Annotated in this window: 14 protein-coding genes and 1 tRNA gene; 8 read left to right on the top strand and 7 right to left on the bottom strand. The window is 72.7% G+C overall.

Features of this window, described 5'->3' with window-relative positions; translation table 11 throughout:
* The first annotated feature begins 104 nt into the window (after positions 1-104).
* Together ACIRRH_RS19270 and ACIRRH_RS19265 are read left to right on the top strand one after the other, a co-directional pair.
* Positions 105-911 (top strand): phosphoribosyl-dephospho-CoA transferase MdcG domain-containing protein, encoded by an 807-nt coding sequence (locus ACIRRH_RS19270; protein WP_403068450.1) that lies wholly within the window; start codon positions 105-107, stop codon positions 909-911.
* 215 nt (positions 912-1126) lie between these two features.
* Positions 1127-1771, top strand: a complete 645-nt coding sequence (locus ACIRRH_RS19265; RefSeq protein WP_403068447.1) for a dihydrofolate reductase family protein — start codon at positions 1127-1129, stop codon at positions 1769-1771.
* Positions 1772-1828: 57 nt separating this feature from the next.
* On the opposite strand, the gene ACIRRH_RS19260 is transcribed toward ACIRRH_RS19265, so the two are convergent.
* The 4 genes from ACIRRH_RS19260 to snpA (ACIRRH_RS19245) form a co-directional block, all read right to left on the bottom strand.
* Positions 1829-3910, bottom strand: coding sequence for a phosphocholine-specific phospholipase C (locus tag ACIRRH_RS19260; protein WP_403068444.1), 2082 nt, complete (start codon positions 3908-3910; stop codon positions 1829-1831).
* A 179-nt stretch (positions 3911-4089) separates the two neighbouring features.
* Positions 4090-4749, bottom strand: a complete 660-nt coding sequence (locus ACIRRH_RS19255) for a pentapeptide repeat-containing protein (RefSeq protein ID WP_403068441.1) — start codon at positions 4747-4749, stop codon at positions 4090-4092.
* Between the two features lie 226 nt (positions 4750-4975).
* Positions 4976-5599, bottom strand: a complete 624-nt coding sequence (gene snpA, locus ACIRRH_RS19250) for a snapalysin (protein ID WP_403068438.1) — start codon at positions 5597-5599, stop codon at positions 4976-4978.
* Positions 5600-5923: 324 nt separating this feature from the next.
* Positions 5924-6565 carry a snapalysin gene (gene snpA, locus ACIRRH_RS19245; protein ID WP_403068436.1) on the bottom strand — a complete coding sequence of 214 codons (642 nt, stop codon included), beginning with the start codon at positions 6563-6565 and terminating at the stop codon, positions 5924-5926.
* Positions 6566-6816: 251 nt separating this feature from the next.
* Between snpA (ACIRRH_RS19245) and ACIRRH_RS19240 the strand changes: the two genes are divergently transcribed.
* Positions 6817-7836 carry a LysR family transcriptional regulator gene (locus ACIRRH_RS19240; protein WP_403068433.1) on the top strand — a complete coding sequence of 340 codons (1020 nt, stop codon included), beginning with the start codon at positions 6817-6819 and terminating at the stop codon, positions 7834-7836.
* Here ACIRRH_RS19240 and ACIRRH_RS19235 read toward each other — a convergent pair.
* Positions 7833-9062, bottom strand: a complete 1230-nt coding sequence (locus tag ACIRRH_RS19235) for a low temperature requirement protein A (protein ID WP_403068430.1) — start codon at positions 9060-9062, stop codon at positions 7833-7835. The genes ACIRRH_RS19240 and ACIRRH_RS19235 overlap by 4 nt on opposite strands.
* 483 nt (positions 9063-9545) lie before the next feature.
* On the bottom strand, positions 9546-11249 hold the full coding sequence (locus tag ACIRRH_RS19230; RefSeq protein ID WP_403068427.1) for an ABC transporter family substrate-binding protein: 1704 nt from the start codon (positions 11247-11249) through the stop codon (positions 9546-9548).
* A 373-nt stretch (positions 11250-11622) separates the two neighbouring features.
* On the opposite strand from ACIRRH_RS19230, the gene ACIRRH_RS19225 reads away from it, so the two are divergent.
* The 5 genes from ACIRRH_RS19225 (at position 11623) to ACIRRH_RS19205 (ending at position 16530) form a co-directional block, all read left to right on the top strand.
* Positions 11623-12603, top strand: coding sequence for an ABC transporter permease (locus ACIRRH_RS19225; protein WP_403068424.1), 981 nt, complete (start codon positions 11623-11625; stop codon positions 12601-12603).
* A 16-nt stretch (positions 12604-12619) separates the two neighbouring features.
* The gene (locus ACIRRH_RS19220; RefSeq protein WP_403068421.1) at positions 12620-13597 is read left to right on the top strand and encodes an ABC transporter permease; all 978 of its coding nucleotides are present in this window, start codon (positions 12620-12622) and stop codon (positions 13595-13597) included.
* Complete coding sequence (locus ACIRRH_RS19215) at positions 13594-15678, top strand: dipeptide ABC transporter ATP-binding protein (RefSeq protein ID WP_403068418.1); 2085 nt, start codon at positions 13594-13596, stop codon at positions 15676-15678. Before ACIRRH_RS19220 ends, ACIRRH_RS19215 begins: the two co-directional genes overlap by 4 nt.
* A gap of 60 nt (positions 15679-15738) precedes the next feature.
* Positions 15739-15812, top strand: a tRNA-Lys gene (locus ACIRRH_RS19210).
* 73 nt (positions 15813-15885) lie between these two features.
* Positions 15886-16530 carry a GPP34 family phosphoprotein gene (locus ACIRRH_RS19205; RefSeq protein ID WP_403068415.1) on the top strand — a complete coding sequence of 215 codons (645 nt, stop codon included), beginning with the start codon at positions 15886-15888 and terminating at the stop codon, positions 16528-16530.
* Between the two features lie 101 nt (positions 16531-16631).
* Here the strand turns inward: ACIRRH_RS19205 and ACIRRH_RS19200 are convergent, their stop codons facing one another.
* Positions 16632-17483, bottom strand: a complete 852-nt coding sequence (locus ACIRRH_RS19200) for an alpha/beta fold hydrolase (protein ID WP_403068413.1) — start codon at positions 17481-17483, stop codon at positions 16632-16634.
* Positions 17484-17592: the final 109 nt, after the last annotated feature.

Genomic DNA, 17592 nt, shown 5'->3' with positions numbered 1-17592 from the left:
CTTTGGTCCCTGGTGACCGCGCCCAACGGCCGTAGCCGGGGGCCGTCGGCCGGGCGGAGGGTGGGGACCGTCGGCGACATCCACGCCACCCCCTGGAGTCCGCAGTGACCGTCGTACATCCCGGAAGCCCCGCCCGGCGCACCGCCGAGGACCTGCACGACGGACCGCGCCGCCGGGTCGGCCCGCTCGCCGCGCTGGACGGCCGGCTGCCCGGCCCGCACGACCTGCTGCTGATGCAGTGCCCCAGCTCGCTGCGGCCCCTCGCGGGCGGCCCGCTGCCGGACTGGGCGCGGGCGGTGCTGCGGGTACACCCCTGGGTGACGGTCGGCCGGGCGCCCGCCGTGGTCGGCAACCCGGTCGACCTGCCGCATCCGCAGCGCTGCACCCGGGACCCCGAGGCGGCACCCGAACTCTGGTTCCCGGTCACCGTGCACGGCCCGCGCCCCGGACTGCGGCTGGACGCCCTCGCCCCGTGGGCGGCGGTGGCCCGGACCCTGCGCCCCGAACAGCTCCCCGAACGACGCGAACACCTGGCCCCCGAACGGCTGGCCGGCATCCCGGCCCTGGCCCTGCTGCCCGAGGTCGGCCGACTGGTGGCCGACCACCGACTGCCCTGGGGCCCGATCGGCGCGGTCGGCTACGAGCTGGGCAGCGGGGTACCGGTCGCCGGCCCGCTCAGCCCGCTGCGGCTGGTCCTGCGCTCCCCGCAGCCGGTCAGCCGCCGCGACGCCCTGCAACTGCGGCGGGCGCTGACCAAGCTGCCGGTACCCGTACAGGCCGAACTGGAGACCCGCCACGGCTCGGTCCAGCTCGCCGAGTACGCCTCCGGCGCCCACAACCTCACCCTGCTCACCCCGAACGGCCCACGGGAGGTCCACGACCCGTGGTTCCCCCGGGGCCCGTTCGCCTGACGGGCGGCTTCACGGGGTGACGGTCGCAACGGTCGGCCGGGCGGTGACGCCCGTGCGACCCGTGTGAGCGGTCACGCGGCGGCCACAGCGCCGGCGGGGACGCGTCCCGACATTCCTTCGAAAAAAATTCGCGGCCGATGTCAATCCGGCCGCGTCCGCTCCGACGTCATGGCGTGCGGCGCCCCGCCGCACGCGGACGCAACCGGAGTTCAGCCATGGATCAACTGCTCAGAGTCATGAATTTCAACGTCTCCAGTGACGGCATCGGTGCCGGTGAGGACCAGAGTTTCGAGCTCCCGTTCGGCCTCGACCGGCCCGAGCGGCTGTTCTCCTGGGCCGGGGCCACGGCGAGCTGGCCGATGCGCACCGATCCCGGGGGCAGCCGGGGCCTGGACGACTACTTCACCCGGGACTTCGCCCGCAACATCGGCGCCGAGATCATGGGCCGCAACAAGTTCGGGCCCCAGCGCGGGCCCTGGCAGGACCACGAGTGGCGCGGCTGGTGGGGGAACGAGCCCCCGTTCCGCACCCCCGTGTTCGTCATGACCCACCACGAGCGCCCGTCGTTCACGCTCTCCGACACCACGTTCCACTTCGTCGACGGCGACCCGGCCACGGTCCTCGGACGGGCGCGGGAAGCCGCCGACGGCAAGGACGTGCGACTCGGCGGCGGGGTCACCACCGTCCGGCAGTTCCTCGACGCCGACCTCGTGGACACCCTGCACGTGGTGGTCTCACCGCTGAAGCTCGGGTCCGGACTGAAGCTCTGGGATTCCCCCGACGAGCTGCTCGACCGGTTCCACCTGGAGGTCGTGCCCAGCCCGAGCGGCGTGGCGCACCACCTGTTCTGGCGACGGTGACGCAGGGCCCCACTACCCGGCGGCGGGCGGGTAGTGGGGCCTTCGCGCTGTGCGACGTCAGCCGGTGATGCTGGGCGCGCCGGTCTCCAGGTGGCCGGTGAAGCGCTGGGAGAAGCTGCTGTCCGCGTCCACGGTGACGGTGAAGTCGTACCAGCCGTTGGTGTACGCCACGGCGTTGAAGAAGTCGGTGACGCTGTCGCCGGCCGGGACCTGGTACGTCCAGGGGCCGTCCGTCCGGTAGTTGTTCGACGCGATCGTGAAGGTCATCGGCGTGCTGCCGTTGTTGGCGAGCTTGAAGTAGACGGCCGGCTTGCCCGTCCCCGGCTCGACCGCGTACGAGGCGGTGACCGCGGCGTTCTTGCCCGCCTTGGTGAGGTCGCCGGTGAAGCGGCGCAGGAAGCGGTTCGGGCCGACGACGGTCAGGTCGTACTTGCCGTTGCCGAAGCCGTTGGTGCCGCAGTTGAAGAAGTCGGTGACGGGGCTGCCGGAGTCGACGGTGTACTGCCAGGGGCCGCCGCTGCGGTAGGCGTTGGCGTAGGCGGCGAAGTGCGAGGCGCGGGCGGCGCCGTCGTTGGACATCTTCACCCAGACGTGCATGACGCCGCCGGCGTCGGCGTCCCAGTGGTCCAGGTTGGCGTTCGGCTGGTACGGCAGGGCCCGCGCGGGCCGGGTGCCGGACTCCTGCACCGGCAGCTGGTTGTTCACCGGGGCCGGGTTGGGCAGCGGGCCGCAGGCGGACAGGCCGATGGTCTGCGAGGTGTCGGGCAGCGCCGGCAGGCCGTACACCGGGTTGGCGAAGTCGAACACGCTGGTCAGGTCGCCGCAGACGCGGCGGCGCCAGTCGCTGATGTTCGGGCAGGTGGCGGGCTTGCCGAGGGCCGCCGTCCAGACCTCCAGGAAGCGCAGCACCGAGGTGTGGTCGAAGGTCTCGGAGTTGACCCAGCCGCCGCGGGTCCAGGGCGAGACGGCTATCAGCGGGACGCGGAAGCCGAGGCCGATGTTGGTGCCGTTGTAGAACTCGCCCGGGGTGCCGGCGGGGGCGGCCGGCGGCGGGACGTGGTCGAAGAAGCCGTCGTTCTCGTCGTAGTTGATGAACAGGATCGACGAGTTGAAGACGTTCGGGTCCGCGTTGAGCGCGTCGATCACCATGTGGACGAAGTGCGCGCCGTCGGCCGGGGTGGCGTACGGGTGCTCGGAGGAGGCCTGGTCGGCGACGATCCAGGAGACCTGCGGGAGGGTGCCGGCCAGCACGTCGGCCTTGATGGCGGCGGCGATGTCGTCCGGGGTCTTCCCGGTGACCTTGGGCACCGAGCCCATGCCCTTGACCGCCGGCGGGCTGCCGGCCGGGGCGTTCGTGAAGTTCGTGAAGTACGCCAGGGCGTTGTCGCCGTAGTTGTCGGCGGCGTTCTGGTAGACCTTCCAGCTGACCCCGGCGCTCTCCAGCGCCTCGGCATAGGTCTGCCAGCGCAGGCCCTTCTCGTCACCGCCGTCGTAGGCCGGGCCGCCCGCGGCGCCGGCCGGGTCGATCTGGCCGGACCAGTGGTAGGTGCGGTTGGGGCCGGTCGCGCTCAGCACGGAGCAGTGGTAGGCGTCGCAGATGGTCCAGTTCTCGGCCAGCGCGTAGTGGAACGGGATGTCCTGGCGGGTGAGGAAGCCGAGCGTGCGGACGTTGCCCTTGGCGGCGACCCAGGAGTCCATCCTGCCGCCGTTCCAGGCCTTGTGCTGGTCGCTCCACCCGTGGCTGAGGTCCCCGTTGCACTGGGCGAGGCGCTCGGGGTCCGCGCCGCCGGCCGGCTTGGTCTGGCTGAACTGCCACGGGTACTGCCGGCCGAACAGACCGTTGGGCTGGTTGAAGACGCTGTAGCCGCCGGAGATCTGGATGGCGCTGCGGTCGGCGAAGCCGCGCACGCCGCGCAGCATGCCGAAGTAGTGGTCGAAGCTGCGGTTCTCCTGCATCAGGATCACCACGTGCTGGGCGTCGGTGATGGTGCCGGTCGTGTTGAGCGCGGTGGCGGCGGCGGTCGCGGTCGTGCCGCTCGGGGCGGCCCCCGCGGCACCGGCCCCGGTGCCGGCCACGGCGAGGCCCGCGGCGGCGGCTCCGGACAGCGTGACGAACTTCCTACGACTCAACTCGGCCATCAGCCCGGCCCGTCCCTTCGCTGGCGATGTTGTGTACACAAGTCGGGGCTCACTCGATCGCGCAGCAGTCTCCACCGCGCGCGAAGCGGTCCACCAGATGCGCGCGGCAGGGTTGGCGGACTGTTCGTCCGGGTGTCACCGAGCGACGCCCGGCTGAACGGGCGAAGGGGCTGGGGTGCTCAGCGGTCCTCGACCTCGATTCCCAGCGCCTGGGCGAACTGAGGTGCCAGCTCAAGCAGTTGGGCGGAGCTGATGACGGCGCCGCGCAGCCCCTGGTGACCGTCGGCCAGACCGAGCCGGACGGCGCCGCGCAGGTCGGTCCTGCTCAGCGTCGCCCCGCGCAGCCGGACCTCCTCCAGCGTGGAGCCGGGGAAGGACACCCCGGTCAGCTTCGCCTCGCCGAAGTCCACGTCGCGCAGCAGGCAGTCCTCGAAGACGACGTCCCGCAGGACGGCCGAGCGCAGGTTGACCGCCTCCAGCTTGCAGCCCCGGAAGACCACCCGGCGCAGCGCCGAGCCGTACCCGGCGACCCCGGCGAGCACGCCGCCGACGAAGGAGCTGTCCTGCCACTCGGAGTCGCTGAGGTCGCAGGCGACCCAGCGGCCGGCCTGCACCCACACCTCGTTGAACCGGGCCTGGCGCAGCTTGACCCCGCTGAGCGCGACGCCGGTGAAGGCGCACTCCAGGAAGGCCGCCCCGGCACCCGACTCGTCGGTGTGCTCGCCGCCGTCGAAGTGCGTGGTGTCGTACCGCTCGTCACTGCGCAGCGGCCCGGTGTGCGGGCGCAGCAGCTCGGCGTACGGGAGGTCGGCGAGCCGGTCGGGGACGGAACGGGGCATGGCGGTGGCTCCTGGCGGTCGGGGGCGGAGGGGTCTCGCCCGCATGCTCGCACGCGGCACCGACGACGCCCGGCAGCGACGACGCTCCGCACCGGCAACGCCCGGCAGTGGCGACGCCCCGCACCGGCGACACCCTGAACCGGCGGCACCCCGAGGAGGCCGCGAAGCCGCAGCGCCCCGGACCGGCCGCCTCGGCGCGACCGGTCCGGGGTGCTCACCGCTCGGGTCAGCCGCGCGCCCAGAGCGAGTTGACGCGGCTGCGCTCGGTGCCGTTCGGGTAGGGGTTGGTGCAGGAGGTGCCGGGGCCGCCGCCCGACATCAGCTCGCTGCACGGACCGGAGTAGTGGTCCGGCAGGCCGAGCACGTGCCCGGTCTCGTGCGCCACCACGCGCACCGAGCTGTACTGCTGGTTCTGCTGGTAGTCGAGGAAGATGTAGCCGCGCCCGTGGCCGTCGGTGCTGGCGTACGAGCCGCGGCTGTCGTTGCCCTCGTAGTAGCGGAAGTCGGCGGCCGAACCGGACCGCAGCTGGACGTTGGCGACCGAGCTGTTCCAGATCTGCGCGGCCTGGGATATCTGGTTGCGGAAGGACGGCGCGGAGCTGGCGTCATAGGTGACGGTGACGGTCGCCAGGCCCGGGTTGGCGGCCTGCTTGGCCTTGGCGGAAGCCATCACGGCCTGGAAGAAGGCCTGGTTGTCCGCGGTCTCCGCAGCCGAACCGGCATACGTCGAGGCGGTGTAGCCCTGCACGGCCGGGGCGGCCGGCGCCGCGGACGCGGCGGTGGTGGGCAGGACGGCGAGGCCGGCCGCGAGGGCGAGGCCGAGGGTGGCGGACAGCACGGAACGCTTCATGTGGGGGCTCCGATTCCTGCGGTGGCGTGGCCGGTTGGGGGCCGGCCACGAGGAACACCTGGTCAACGGGTGGTGTCCCCAGAGCTTCGGGCAACCCGGTGCGTGCGCGGATGATGCCAACCCGCGATAACACCGTTCAATACCCCGCCCAATACCCCGGCGGTGGAGCCGAATTGAGTTGTCTTTTCCTCGCCTTGACTCAATCGTGCCCCTGGAATTCCGTTCCGGCGGCGGCTAGGCTCCCGTCCGGGGAAGTACCCGGAGCGGCGGGCCGCCCGATTCCGGCCGAGCGGCCCGCCGCGCCGAACTCACCTGCCGGACACGTCAGTTCCGCGCCACGAGACCGTTCGACCAGAGGTAGTCGACCTGGCTGCGCTCGTTGCCGTCGGGGTACGGGTTGGTGCAGGACGGGCCGGGGCCGCCGCCCGACATCAGCTCGCTGCACGGGCCGGAGTAGTCGTCGGGCAGGCCGAGCACGTGCCCGGTCTCGTGCGCCACCACGCGGAGCGAGCTGTACTGCTGGTTCTGCTGGTAGTCGAGGAAGACGTAGCCGTGGCCGTGCCCGTCGGTGCTGGCGTACGAGCCGCGGCTGTCGCTGCCCTCGTAGTACGAGAAGTCGCCGTTGCCGCTGGTCTCCTGGAGCCGGACGTTGCGCTCCGAGCCGTTCCAGATCTGCGCGGCCTGGGATATCTGGCCGGTGAAGGAGGGTGCGTTCGCGGTGTCGTAGGTGACGGTCACGGTCAGCAGCCACGGGTTCGCGGCCTGCCGGGCCTTGGCCGAGGCCATCACGGCCCGGAAGAAGGCCTGGTTGTCGGCGGTCTCCGCGGCCGAACCGGCGTACGTCGAGGGGGTGTAGCCCTGGGCGGCGGGGGTGGCCGGGGCTGCGGAGGCGGCGGTGGCGGGCAGGGTCGCGAGGCCGGCCGCGAGGGCCAGGCCCAGGGCGGCGGACAGCACGGATCGCTTCATGTGGGGACTCCGGTTTCGGGGTGCGCCGACTCGCCCGGGGCCGGTGGGGGCCGGACCCGAGGAGGGCGCACGGTGGGGGCCGCCCCGGCGGTGACCTGGGCGGGTTGCTGTCCCCCGAGCTTCGACCCGCCCGGGGCCGCCGCGGATGATGCCAACCGGCGATAGCTCCGCCGCATGGCGGCCGGGGTTCGCCGCGCGCCGCGCCGGTCGATCCGTCGGCCGGCCCTCCGGCATGCTCTTGAATGCCTGTCATGTCCTTGGCGAGGAGGTGTGACGGCGTCTATGCTCCGGACGTGGAGCTCGACGTGAGACACCTCCGGGTGCTGTGCGCGATCGCCGACAGCGGCAGCCTCCGCAAGGCCGCGCTCCAGCTCGGCATGACCCAGCCCTCCCTCACCACCCAGCTGCACCGCATCGAACGGGCCGTCGGCGGCACCCTGTTCACCCGCGAGCAGACCGGCAGCCGGCCCACCGCGCTCGGCCACTCGGTGCTCTCCCGGGCCCGGCCGGTGATCACCGAGATGGCCGCCCTGGTGGCCGCCGCCCGCCAGGAGGCCAGGGACGCCGCCGGGCCCGGCCGGCAGCGGCGGCTGCGGATCGGCAGCGTCGGCAGCCGGGCGGTCGCGGCCTGGCTGCGCCGGGTGCACGATCGGCTGCCGGACACCGACACCACCATCCACGTGGACATCTCGGCCAGCGCACTGCTGCGGATGGTCGCCGCCGACCAGCTGGACGTGGCCTTCGTGTACGAGAGCGAGGGCTTCCCGCTGCGGGTGCCGCCGGACGCCGAGCAGCGGGTGCTGATGGCCCGGGAGCCGCAGTTCGTCGCGCTCGCCGCCGGGCACCCGGCCGCCGCCCGACCGGTCGTCCACCTGGCCGACCTCGCCGAGGACACCTGGATGGTCGACCCGACCGCCGACCACGAGTACGCGGCGATGCGCCGGGTGTTCAGCGAGGCCGGGCTCAACCCCCGGGTGGTGCAGGTGCGGGACAACGCCACCGCCGCCGAGCTGGTCGCCTCCGGCGAGGCCGTCCGCCCCTGCCAGCCGACCTCGCTGCCCGGGCCCGGCACGGTGGTCCGCCCGGTGCACGGGGACCCGCTGGCCGTCCGGCTGCTGTTCACCTGGCGTCCGCGCGCGCTCAGCCCGCCCGCACTGGACGCGCTGTACGGCGAACTGCGCGCCGCCTACCTGGATCTGGCCAAGGTCAACCCGGCCTACCTGGCCTGGCTGGCCCGGCACGAGCCGGTGCTGCTGGGGCGGGCCGGCTAGCGGGCGTTCACCCGCCCGCCTGCCGCCCGCCTGCTCTCCCGGCCGTGGATCAGCACGCCCACCGCCACCATCAGCGCGCAGACCAGGCCCGCCGCGAGCACCCCGGAGCCGCCGAGCGCGGTACAGGCCAGCACCAGCGCGGCCCCGGCCGGCGCCACCGCCTGGGCCACCGCGCCCCGCTTGGTGTGCCGGGAGTGCAGGAGCCAGACCGTGACCAGGTAGAGCGCGGTGGGCACGGTGACCGCCGCGGTGGCGGCGGTCTCGGAGATGTGCGCCTGGTGCACCGCCGACTCCACCGCCACCTCCAGCCCGGCGCCGATCGCGGCCGCCGAGCCGAACACCAGGTAGTGCCCGTAGCCCCAGACCAGCGCCTGCCGGTTGGACCGCAGATGCTCGTGGACCGGCCGGGCGAAGTAGATCCACCAGGCCGCGAAGCAGATCAGCAGCCCGCCGACCGCCACCGGCACCAGACGGCCCAGCTCCTCGTGCTCGTCCACCGCCGACTGCATCGCGACGGTCGCCGCCGCCACCGTCTCGCCGAGCACGATCAGGGTGAACAGCCCGTACCGTTCGGCGATGTGGTGCGGGTGCCAGGAGGTCCGCATCCGCAGCTCGGCGGCCACCGGCACGGCCAGCTCGCACAGCACCCCGATCGGGATGGCGTACGGCCGGGCGCCCTGCGGCAGGAACAGCATCGCCACCCAGCAGACCTGGCAGAGCGTGATCCCCGCCGCGTAGCCCAGCGCGACCCGGCGCGCCACGCCCTGCTCGCTGGCGGCCGCGCGCAGCCACTGGGTGACCATCGCCAGCCGCATCACCACGTAGCCGGCGATCGCCAGCGTCAGGTCCTGGGTGGCGAACAGCCGCGGCACCCCCGCGGCGAGGATCAGCACCCCGGCGATCTGCACCAGCGTGGTGAGCCGGTACGGCACGTCGTCGACGTCGTACGCGGAGGCGAACCAGGTGAAGTTCATCCAGGCCCACCAGATCGCGAAGAAGGCCAGTGCGTAACCGCGCAGGCCTTCCCCGTAGTGCCCGGCCGCCAGGGAGTGGGCCAGTTCCCGCCCGGCCTGGCCGACCGCGACCACGAAGCAGAGGTCGAAGAAGAGCTCCAGCGGGGTCGCGACCCGGTGCGGCTCGTTCCGGTCGCGCGGGACCATCCGGCGCACCGGCGGCGGGTCGACGGGGTGTCTGCGGGGTGCCGTGGCGGCGTGGTCAGTGGACATCGGAGCTGCTCCGGGGTCGGGAGGTGGATCGTCCCGCGCATCCTGACAGTGGCCCGGGCCCGGCACACGCACCGGCGCGGTACGTGTGCGCCACCGGCACGACAGTGTGCACGCACCGGCACGTTCCGGGACGCTGCACACCTCGACACGAAGGCCCCTTATATCCCTTTTTTCCTTACCGTCAGCCGCAGTTGACGCTCCGGTGCGCGAACCGGGTGACAGCCCGGCGGGATTCCGGGCGCGCCCCGCGCGCTGCGTCGCGGCCAGCCGGAGCGCCGCTAGATTCTTCCCCGGCTGGAAGAGCGCGGGCCTTGCCGGGCCCCACGACACGGGCGGTCTGCGGGCAACGCGGAAGGTCAAGGCTGGTGGCGGGACAACGGGGGCGGCAGAGCCGATGTTCCCGTGTCCGCACCACCGGCCTCGTGATCACCGCGCTGCTCGCCAGCGCCTCCCGTGCGGCCCGCCTCGCCACGGCCGCGGCGGCTACTTCTCCCAGCCGACCTTGCTGTAGTCCTCCCCGGCGAGGCCGAAGGCCCCGTAGTTGGCCAGGCCCTTGCGGGTCGCCACGACCTCCGGCCGCTGGTAGAGCTCGACGGTGTGGCCGAGCTCCCAGATCTTCGCGTCCGCTTGGTTGTAGAGCTTCGCGGCCTCCGCCGGGTCGACCGTCCCAGCCGCCTTCTTCAGCAAGTCGTCGATCTCCTGGCTGCCCAGGCGCGAGGGGTTGCTGAAGCTGTTGTCGCCCACCGGCAGCCGGAAGTTGGTCAGGCTCTTGGACAGCGGGAAGGAGTCGGTGTTGCGCCAGCTCGCGATCTCGAACTTGCCCGGGTTCACGTACTTGGTGAAGAAGTCGTTGGCGGGCACCTTGTCCAGGCTGACCTTGACGCCGGCCGCCTGCCACATCGCCGCCGCCGCGGTGGCCAGGTCGATCTGCGCCTGCGGGGTGGAGTCGTTGAGCACCCAGTGCAGCTCCAGCGCGCCGCCGTCCTTGGTGCGCGGCTGACCGCTGCCCGCCTCCTTCCAACCCGCCTCGTCCAGCAGCTTCTTGGCGGCGGCCAGGTCGAACTTGGCCCAGTCGCCGGAGGTGTCCTGGTAGCCGGTCTGGTTGGGCATGAAGATGTGGTTGCCGAGCGGCTTGAACTCCACCGGCACCCCGTTGTTGGCGATCTTGATCAGCGCGGAGCGGTCCAGCGCCTTGCCGAGCGCCTGCCGGACCCGCTGGTCCGCCAGCGCGCCGGTGCCGCCGAAGGAGATGTGCACCTCGTCCCAGGGGCTGGCGCTGCGGATCGCGGTGTCCTTGGCGTTCTTGAGCTGCCCGTAGGCGGTGGCGGTGCCGGCCGCGGCGTAGTCGATCTCGTTGTTGAGGTAGGCCTGGGTCGTCGCCGACTGGGACATCACCCGGAAGGTGAGCTTGTCGGCCTTGGCCCTGGTGCCCCACCAGGCCGGGTCCGGGACGAGGGTCAGGGTCTGCGCGGTCTTGTCCACCGTGCCGACCTTGAACGCGCCCGCGGTGATCGGGATCTTCTCCACCCAGCCCTTGTTGAAGTCGTCCGGGGTGGAGATGCCGGCCGCCGGGATCAGCGGGCGGAACAGGTTCTGCCAGTCGGCGTACGGCTCGGCGAAGGTGACCTTCACCTCGGTCGAATCGACGCCCTGCTCGACAGCGGAAATCTGCTCGTAGCCGGACGGGTCGGAGACGTTGTACGCCGGGTCCTTGCCGCCGGCGGTCTGCCAGTCGGCCTTGAAGTCCAGATAGCTCAGCGGCTTGCCGTCCGACCACTTGGCCTTGGGGTTGAGCTTGTAGGTGACCACCTGCGGCGAGGTTGAGGTGACCTTGGCCTCCACCAGGTAGTCGGGGTTGGGCAGGAAGGTGCCGGCGGCGTCCGTGTTGAAGAGCGAGGGCTCCAGGTTGCGCATGATCGTGACCGCGGAGCCGTAGTAGCCGTCCACCTGCAACGGGTTCCACTGGGTGATCCACTGGTACAGCGGGAAGCGCACCTCCCCGCCGTCCCTGACCTGGTCCAGCGGCTTGGGGTTGAGGTCGTTGGCGCCCTGTCTCGGCGGCTCGCTCTTGGCCGCGTTGTCGGCCGAGCCTCCCCCGCCCGAGGTGCACGCGGTGGCCGCCAGCGCGACGGCGACGGCAAGGGCGGTCGCCCGGCCGAGGCGACGGGCCGTGGTGGAAGCGTCCATGAGGGTCCCCCTGGTGAGGTCTTCGGTGCGGGAGTCGTGCCGTGCGCGTCGTGCCGTGCGGGAGTCGTGCCGCGCGAGTTGTGCCGCGCGAGGTGTGGCGGGGCTTGAACGTGGGCAGCCAATTCGGCGCCGGGCGAGCAGAACGTAACAGCGGATCCGGGCCGCCACCAGGGGGAGGAGGGAACACCTGATCCAAAAGCCACACGCGGCAACGCAGTTGCAACACGCCGGCCGTGCGCCGCTGCAACACTCTGACCTGCGCCTTCCCCGATTCCCTTGATCTCCCCGCCCCGACCGGGCCCCGAACCGAAAGCCGCCACCCGATGCCCACCAGACGCGTCGGCCCCGCCCCCGCCACCCCGGGCAGCCGTTGATGCTCCGTTACCTGGCGAAGCGACTGAGCTACTACGCGGTGCTGCTGATCGCCGCCGTGTTCCTGGCGTACGCGATATCCGCGACCGCCCTGCAACCACGCACCTACTTCGACGCCAAGGTCCCCCGCCCGGCCGCCGAATCGGTCGAACGCCAGCTCACCGCACTCAACTTGAACGACCGCACCCCGGTCGTCGAGCGCTTCGGCCACTGGGCCGACGGGCTGCTCCACGGCGACCTCGGCCGGACCATCCACGACACCCCGGTCACCGACGACTTCGGCCGCCGGGTCTGGGTCTCGCTGCGACTGCTGCTGATCGGCAGCCTGCTCGGCATCGTCCTCGGCGTCGCCGCCGGGGCCTGGAGCGCCGTGCGCCAGTACCGGATCTCCGACCGGCTGCTCACCGTGCTGTCCTTCGTGCTGCTCTCCACCCCGGTCTTCCTGGTAGCGCTGCTCCTCAAGAACGGCGCCATCGCCGCCAAGGACGCGGCCGGCCACGACGTCGTCCCGTTCACCGGATACGAGACCCCCGGGCTCACCGGCGGCCTCGGCACCCATCTCGCCGACTGGGCGCTGCACCTGCTGCTGCCCACCATCTCGCTGGCGCTCGGCGGCCTCGCCACCTACAGCCGTTACCAGCGCGGCACCATGCTCGACGTACTCGGCTCCGACTACCTGCGCACCGCCGAGGCCAAGGGGCTCACCCGCTGGCAGGCGCTGCTCCGACACGGGCTGCGCACCGCCGTGATCCCGATGTCGACCATGTTCGCCTACAGCTTCCTGGGCATCTTCACCGGCGCGATCTTCACCGAGACGATCTTCGGCTGGCACGGCATGGGCGAGTGGCTGATCCAGTCGATCAACGAACAGGACGTCAACTCCGTGGTAGCCGTCAATCTGTTCACCGCCGTCGTCGTCCTCGCCTCCGGCTTCCTCGCCGACACCCTGCACGCCGCCCTCGACCCGCGCGTGCGGTCCTGACCGGAGGAGACCCGAGATGACCACCACCGTCGCCGAGCCCTCCGCCGCGGCCACCGTCCCCCGGGCCACCGGCCGGGGACGGCTCGTCCTCACCCGGCTGCTCGCCGCCCGCGGCGCCGTCACCGGGGCCGTCATCGTCGTGCTGCTGTTCGCGCTCGCCTTCGGCGGCCCGCACCTCACGCCCTGGGACTACGCCGCCCCCGACTTCTCCGCGCTGCACCAACCCCCCTCCGCCGAGCATTGGTTCGGCACCAACGGGGTCGGCCAGGACGTGTTCGCGCAGACCGTCCGCGGGCTGCAGAAGTCGCTGGTCATCGGCCTGCTGGTGGCGCTGTTCTCCACCGTGCTGGCCTCGCTGGTCGGCGCCTGCGCCGGCTACTTCGGCGGCTGGGCCGACCGGTCGCTGATGTTCCTGGTGGACCTGCTGCTGGTCTTCCCCAGCTTCCTGATCATCACCATCGTCTCGTCCCGGCTGAAGAGCGCCGGCTGGATCGCCTTCGTCCTGCTGCTCGCGCTGTTCAACTGGATGATCACCGCCCGGGTGGTCCGCTCGATGACGATCTCCCTGCGCGAACGCGAATTCGTCCGCGCCGCACGGTTCATGGGGGTTCGGCCGCTGCGGATCATCAGCCGGCACATCCTGCCGAACGTCGCCTCCTTCCTCATCATCGACGCCACCATCGCGGTCGGCGGCGCCGTGATGAGCGAGACCGCGCTGTCCTACTTCGGCTTCGGGGTCAAGGCGCCGGACGTCTCGCTCGGCACCCTGCTCGCCGCCGGGACCAGCGAGGCCCCGGTGTTCCCCTGGCTGTTCTACTTCGCCGCCGCGCTGCTGGTGCTGTTCGTCCTCGCCGTCAACCTGATCGGGGACGGGCTGCGCGACGCCCTCGACCCCACCTCCGGGGCCATGCCCCGCCGTTCCCGGCCTGCCAGTCGTTTCCGGTCTGCCCGTCGTTCCCCGGCTGCCCGTCGTACCCGTAGGAAGCGCCCGTGACCACCACCGTCGAAACCCCGCTGCTCACCGTCCGGGACCTGCGCGTGGACTTCGCCGGGCCCGAGGGCCCGGTCCCGGCCGTCCGCGGAGTGGACCTCACCCTGCGGCGCGGCGAGACCCTCGGCATCGTCGGCGAATCCGGCTCCGGGAAGTCCGTCACCGCACTGTCCGTGCTCGGGCTGCTGCCCGGCACGGCGAGCGTCAGCGGCTCGGTGCGGCTGGAGGGACGGGAACTGGTCGGGCTGCCGGGCCGGGAGCTCGCCGCGATCCGCGGCCGCCGGATCGCCATGGTCTTCCAGGACCCGCTCTCCGCCTTCACCCCGGTCTACCGGATCGGCGACCAGATCGCCGAGGCGGTCCGCATCCACCAGCGGGTGGACAAGGCCGCCGCGCGGCGCCGGGCCGCCGAACTCCTCGACCTGGTCGGCATCCCGGCGCCCGACCGGGCCCTGGACAGCTTCCCGCACGAGTTCTCCGGCGGCATGCGCCAGCGCGCGATGATCGCCATGGCGGTCGCCAACGAGCCCGACATCCTGCTCGCCGACGAGCCCACCACCGCGCTCGACGTCACCATCCAGGCCCAGGTGCTGGACGTGCTGCGCACCGCCAAGCGGGAGACCGGCGCGGCCCTCGTCCTGGTCAGCCACGACCTCGGGGTGATCGCCGGAACGGCCGACCGGGTCGCGGTGATGTACGCGGGACGGGTGGTCGAGACGGCCGGGGTGGACGAGCTGTTCGCGGCCCCGCGCCACCCCTACTCGCTCGGCCTGATCGGCGCGCTGCCCCGGCTGGACGGGCGCGGCGGTCCGCTCGTGCCGATCCCCGGCACCCCGGCGCCGATGACCGAACTGCCGGCGGGCTGCCCCTTCGCGCCGCGCTGCCCGCTGGCGGAGGAACGCTGCTCCGCGGCCGAGCCCGCCCTGGAGGGGGCGGACGGCCACCTGTCGGCGTGCGTACGGTCGGCGGAACTCGCCGAGCGGCGGCCCGCGCCGGCCGAGGTCTACCCCGTCCCGGAGCTGCCCGCCGCCGTCGGCCCCGGCGACCGCGCCGCCCTGACACCGGTGCTGTCGGTGAGCGGCCTCGGAAAGACCTTCCCGCTCCTCAAGGGCACGGTGTTCAAGCGCAAGGTCGGCGAGGTCTACGCGGTGGACGGCGTCGACCTGGACCTGCGGGAGGGCGAGACCCTCGGCCTGGTCGGGGAGTCCGGCTCCGGCAAGTCCACCACGCTGTTCGAACTGCTGCGGCTCGGCGCCCCGGAGACCGGCCGGATCGAACTGCTCGGCCGGGACACCGCGACGCTCACCCGGGCCGAGGCCCACCGCCTCCGCGCCCAGGTGCAGATCGTCTTCCAGGACCCGATGGCCAGCCTCGACCCCCGCATGCCGGTCGGTGACATCGTCGCCGAACCGCTGCTCGCCCAGCGCACCCCGCGCGAGGAGACCGCCCGCCGGGTGCCCGAGCTGCTGCGCCAGGTCGGGCTCGACCCGGAGCACGCCGACCGCTACCCGCACCAGTTCTCCGGCGGCCAGCGCCAGCGCGTCTCGATCGCCCGGGCGCTCGCCGTCCGGCCCAGGCTGCTGGTGCTGGACGAACCGGTCTCCGCGCTGGACGTCTCCATCCAAGCCGGGGTGCTCAACCTGCTCCAGACGCTCAAGGCCGAGCTGGGCCTGTCCTACCTGTTCGTCTCGCACGACCTCTCGGTGATCCGGCACCTCGCCGACCGGGTCAGCGTGATGTACCTCGGCCGGACGGTCGAGCAGGGCGAGGTCTCCGCCGTCTTCGACCGCCCCCGCCACCCGTACACCCGTGCCCTGCTCTCCGCCGTCCCGCTCCCCGACCCCGCCGCCGAGCGCGCCCGCGACCGCGTCCTGCTGGCCGGCGACCCTCCCCCGCCCACCGAGCGCCGCACCGGCTGCGTCTTCCGCACCCGTTGCCCGCGCTACGCCGGGCTCACGGCCCCGGCGGACCAGGCCCGCTGCGAGCAGGAACGGCCGGCCCTGGTCGGCGGCGCGCAGGGGGCGGACCACCAGGCGGCCTGCCACCACCCGGAGCCGACGACCGGAGACGGTCGCGCAAGGTGATCATTCGAACACGATTCGGTGGATCCGGTCGGCGCCGTGTAGAGTCTTCGACGTCAGCAAGCGCCGCTAGCTCAGTTGGTTAGAGCAGCTGACTCTTAATCAGCGGGTCCGGGGTTCGAGTCCCTGGCGGCGCACATGGCAGGTTCTCAGGCCGTCCACTCCGGTGGGCGGCCTGAGGCGTTTTCCGGATGGGGAATGCTGATCCCCGTGACGACCCCTTCCGACACCCGTCCTCTCCCCGAGGAACTGATACTGCTGTGCGCCCACCCGGAGTCCGGGCGCTTCCGGGCCCCGGTCAGCGAGTTCCACCACGTGGTCGCCGGCGCCGTCCTCGCCGAACTGCTGCTGGCCGGCACGATCACCGTCGACAAGCACCACATCACCGGCTACCAGCCCTTCGGCGCGCGGGACGAGGTCGAGGCCGGGGTGCTGGCCCGACTGGAGGCCAAGGGCAAGAGCCGGTTCCGGCCCCTGCTCGACCGGGCGATCACCCGCGTACCGGACCCGCCCGGGTACCGGTTCCACCTCGACCGCCTGGTCGAGCAGGGGTGCTACACGGTGGAGGAGAAACGCTTCCTCGGACTGCCCTGGCGCAGCCACCTGCTGACCCGGCCCGAGCTCGGGCAGCAGGTCGCCGCGCGGGTGGCGGCCACCCTGCTGGATCCCCGGGGCGGGGACGGCCGGCCGACGGCCGAGCGGGACCGGCAGCTGGCCGGTCTGATCGGCGTCGCCGGCCTGGAGCGCCGCCTCTACCCCGGTCGGCCCGGCGCCCCGGTCAGGCGCGCCGTGCGGAAAGCGGCGTGGGAGCTGCCCATCCCGCAGGCGGTCTGGCGGGTCAGCTTCAGCAACTGAGCCCGGGGGCGGGCGCTGCGGGCGTCCGGGGCACAACTGCGGCGCCTCAGCCGTGCCTCAGCCGTGCCTCAGTGGCGCCTCAGTGGCGGCTCAGTGGCGGCTCAGTGGGTGTCGAGCACGGCCGAAGCCACCGCGTCCGGACGGTCGGACATCACCAGGTGCCCGGCCGGGGCGGTGCTGCGGAAGTCCGCCCCGAGCAGCGCCGCCAGCTCCCGCTGCCGGGCCAGCCAGTCCTCGGTGCGGCGGGTCCGGCAGCCGTCGTCGGCGGCCAGCACGGTGACCGGCAGGTCCTCGGCCAGCGGCCGGCTGCGCCGCAGCTCGTCCAGCTCCGCGGCCGTGTCGAGGTAGCGGCCGTTCTCCCGCAGCAGCGCGCGCAGGGCCCGCCCGGTGCGGTAGCAGTGCCGGACCAGCGGCGCCGGGGCGAGGTCCTCGCGGCGGACGGTGGACATCCGGGCCGTGGCCCGGCGGACGGTCGGGCCGAGCAGGTAGGGCACGGCGAGGGCGGTGGCGACGCCGGCCACCGCCCGGGCCGCCAGGTCGCGCGCACCGGGCGCCGGGTACGGGCGGGCCGCCGCCTCCACGCTGCCGTCCACCAGCACCAGCCCGGCGGTCCGCTCGGGGTGCAGCCGGGCGAAGGCCTCGACGTGGAAACCCGCGAGCGAGTGGCCGACCACGGTGCAGGGCTCGCGCAGCCCGAGGCCGTCCAGCACCGCCCGTATGCGCCCGGCCTCGCCGACCGCGGTCGGCGAGGGCCGCCCGGCGGCGGGCTCGGCAGCGCTCAGTCCGTAACCGGGCCGGTCGAAGCGGACCACGGTGCGGTAGGGCGTGAGGAAGGGGACGACCAGGTCCCAGTCGAACCAGCTGCTGCCGAGGCCGCCGGAGAGCAGGCAGACCGGGCCGCTTCCCGGCCTGCCGGATCGTGCTCGGGGGTGTCCTGGCTGGAGGCTGGGCACCGCTCCACCCTAACCAGCGGCGAACTCCGGCCCAACAGGAAGGAAAGGGACGGATCGGGCGGCGGCGTCCGGGATGGTTCGAGGCACGCCTCGGAACCGTGTATTGTTT

The sequence above is a fragment of the Kitasatospora sp. NPDC101235 genome (assembly GCF_044767505.1).
Lineage (GTDB): Bacteria > Actinomycetota > Actinomycetes > Streptomycetales > Streptomycetaceae > Kitasatospora.
The sequence above is the reverse complement of the archived record's forward strand: the minus strand, read 5'-3'. Positions and strand labels throughout refer to the sequence as shown.

Coding starts and splice junctions, on each gene's coding strand:
- ACIRRH_RS19240 (WP_403068433.1), top strand. CDS start 6,817: ATGTCCTTGGCGAGGAGGTGTGACGGCGTCTATGCTCCGGACGTGGAG.
- snpA (WP_403068438.1), bottom strand. CDS start 5,599: ATGAAGCGTTCCGTGCTGTCCGCCACCCTCGGCCTCGCCCTCGCGGCC.
- ACIRRH_RS19255 (WP_403068441.1), bottom strand. CDS start 4,749: ATGCCCCGTTCCGTCCCCGACCGGCTCGCCGACCTCCCGTACGCCGAG.
- ACIRRH_RS19225 (WP_403068424.1), top strand. CDS start 11,623: ATGCTCCGTTACCTGGCGAAGCGACTGAGCTACTACGCGGTGCTGCTG.
- ACIRRH_RS19265 (WP_403068447.1), top strand. CDS start 1,127: ATGGATCAACTGCTCAGAGTCATGAATTTCAACGTCTCCAGTGACGGC.
- ACIRRH_RS19220 (WP_403068421.1), top strand. CDS start 12,620: ATGACCACCACCGTCGCCGAGCCCTCCGCCGCGGCCACCGTCCCCCGG.
- ACIRRH_RS19230 (WP_403068427.1), bottom strand. CDS start 11,249: ATGGACGCTTCCACCACGGCCCGTCGCCTCGGCCGGGCGACCGCCCTT.
- snpA (WP_403068436.1), bottom strand. CDS start 6,565: ATGAAGCGATCCGTGCTGTCCGCCGCCCTGGGCCTGGCCCTCGCGGCC.
- ACIRRH_RS19260 (WP_403068444.1), bottom strand. CDS start 3,910: ATGGCCGAGTTGAGTCGTAGGAAGTTCGTCACGCTGTCCGGAGCCGCC.
- ACIRRH_RS19235 (WP_403068430.1), bottom strand. CDS start 9,062: ATGTCCACTGACCACGCCGCCACGGCACCCCGCAGACACCCCGTCGAC.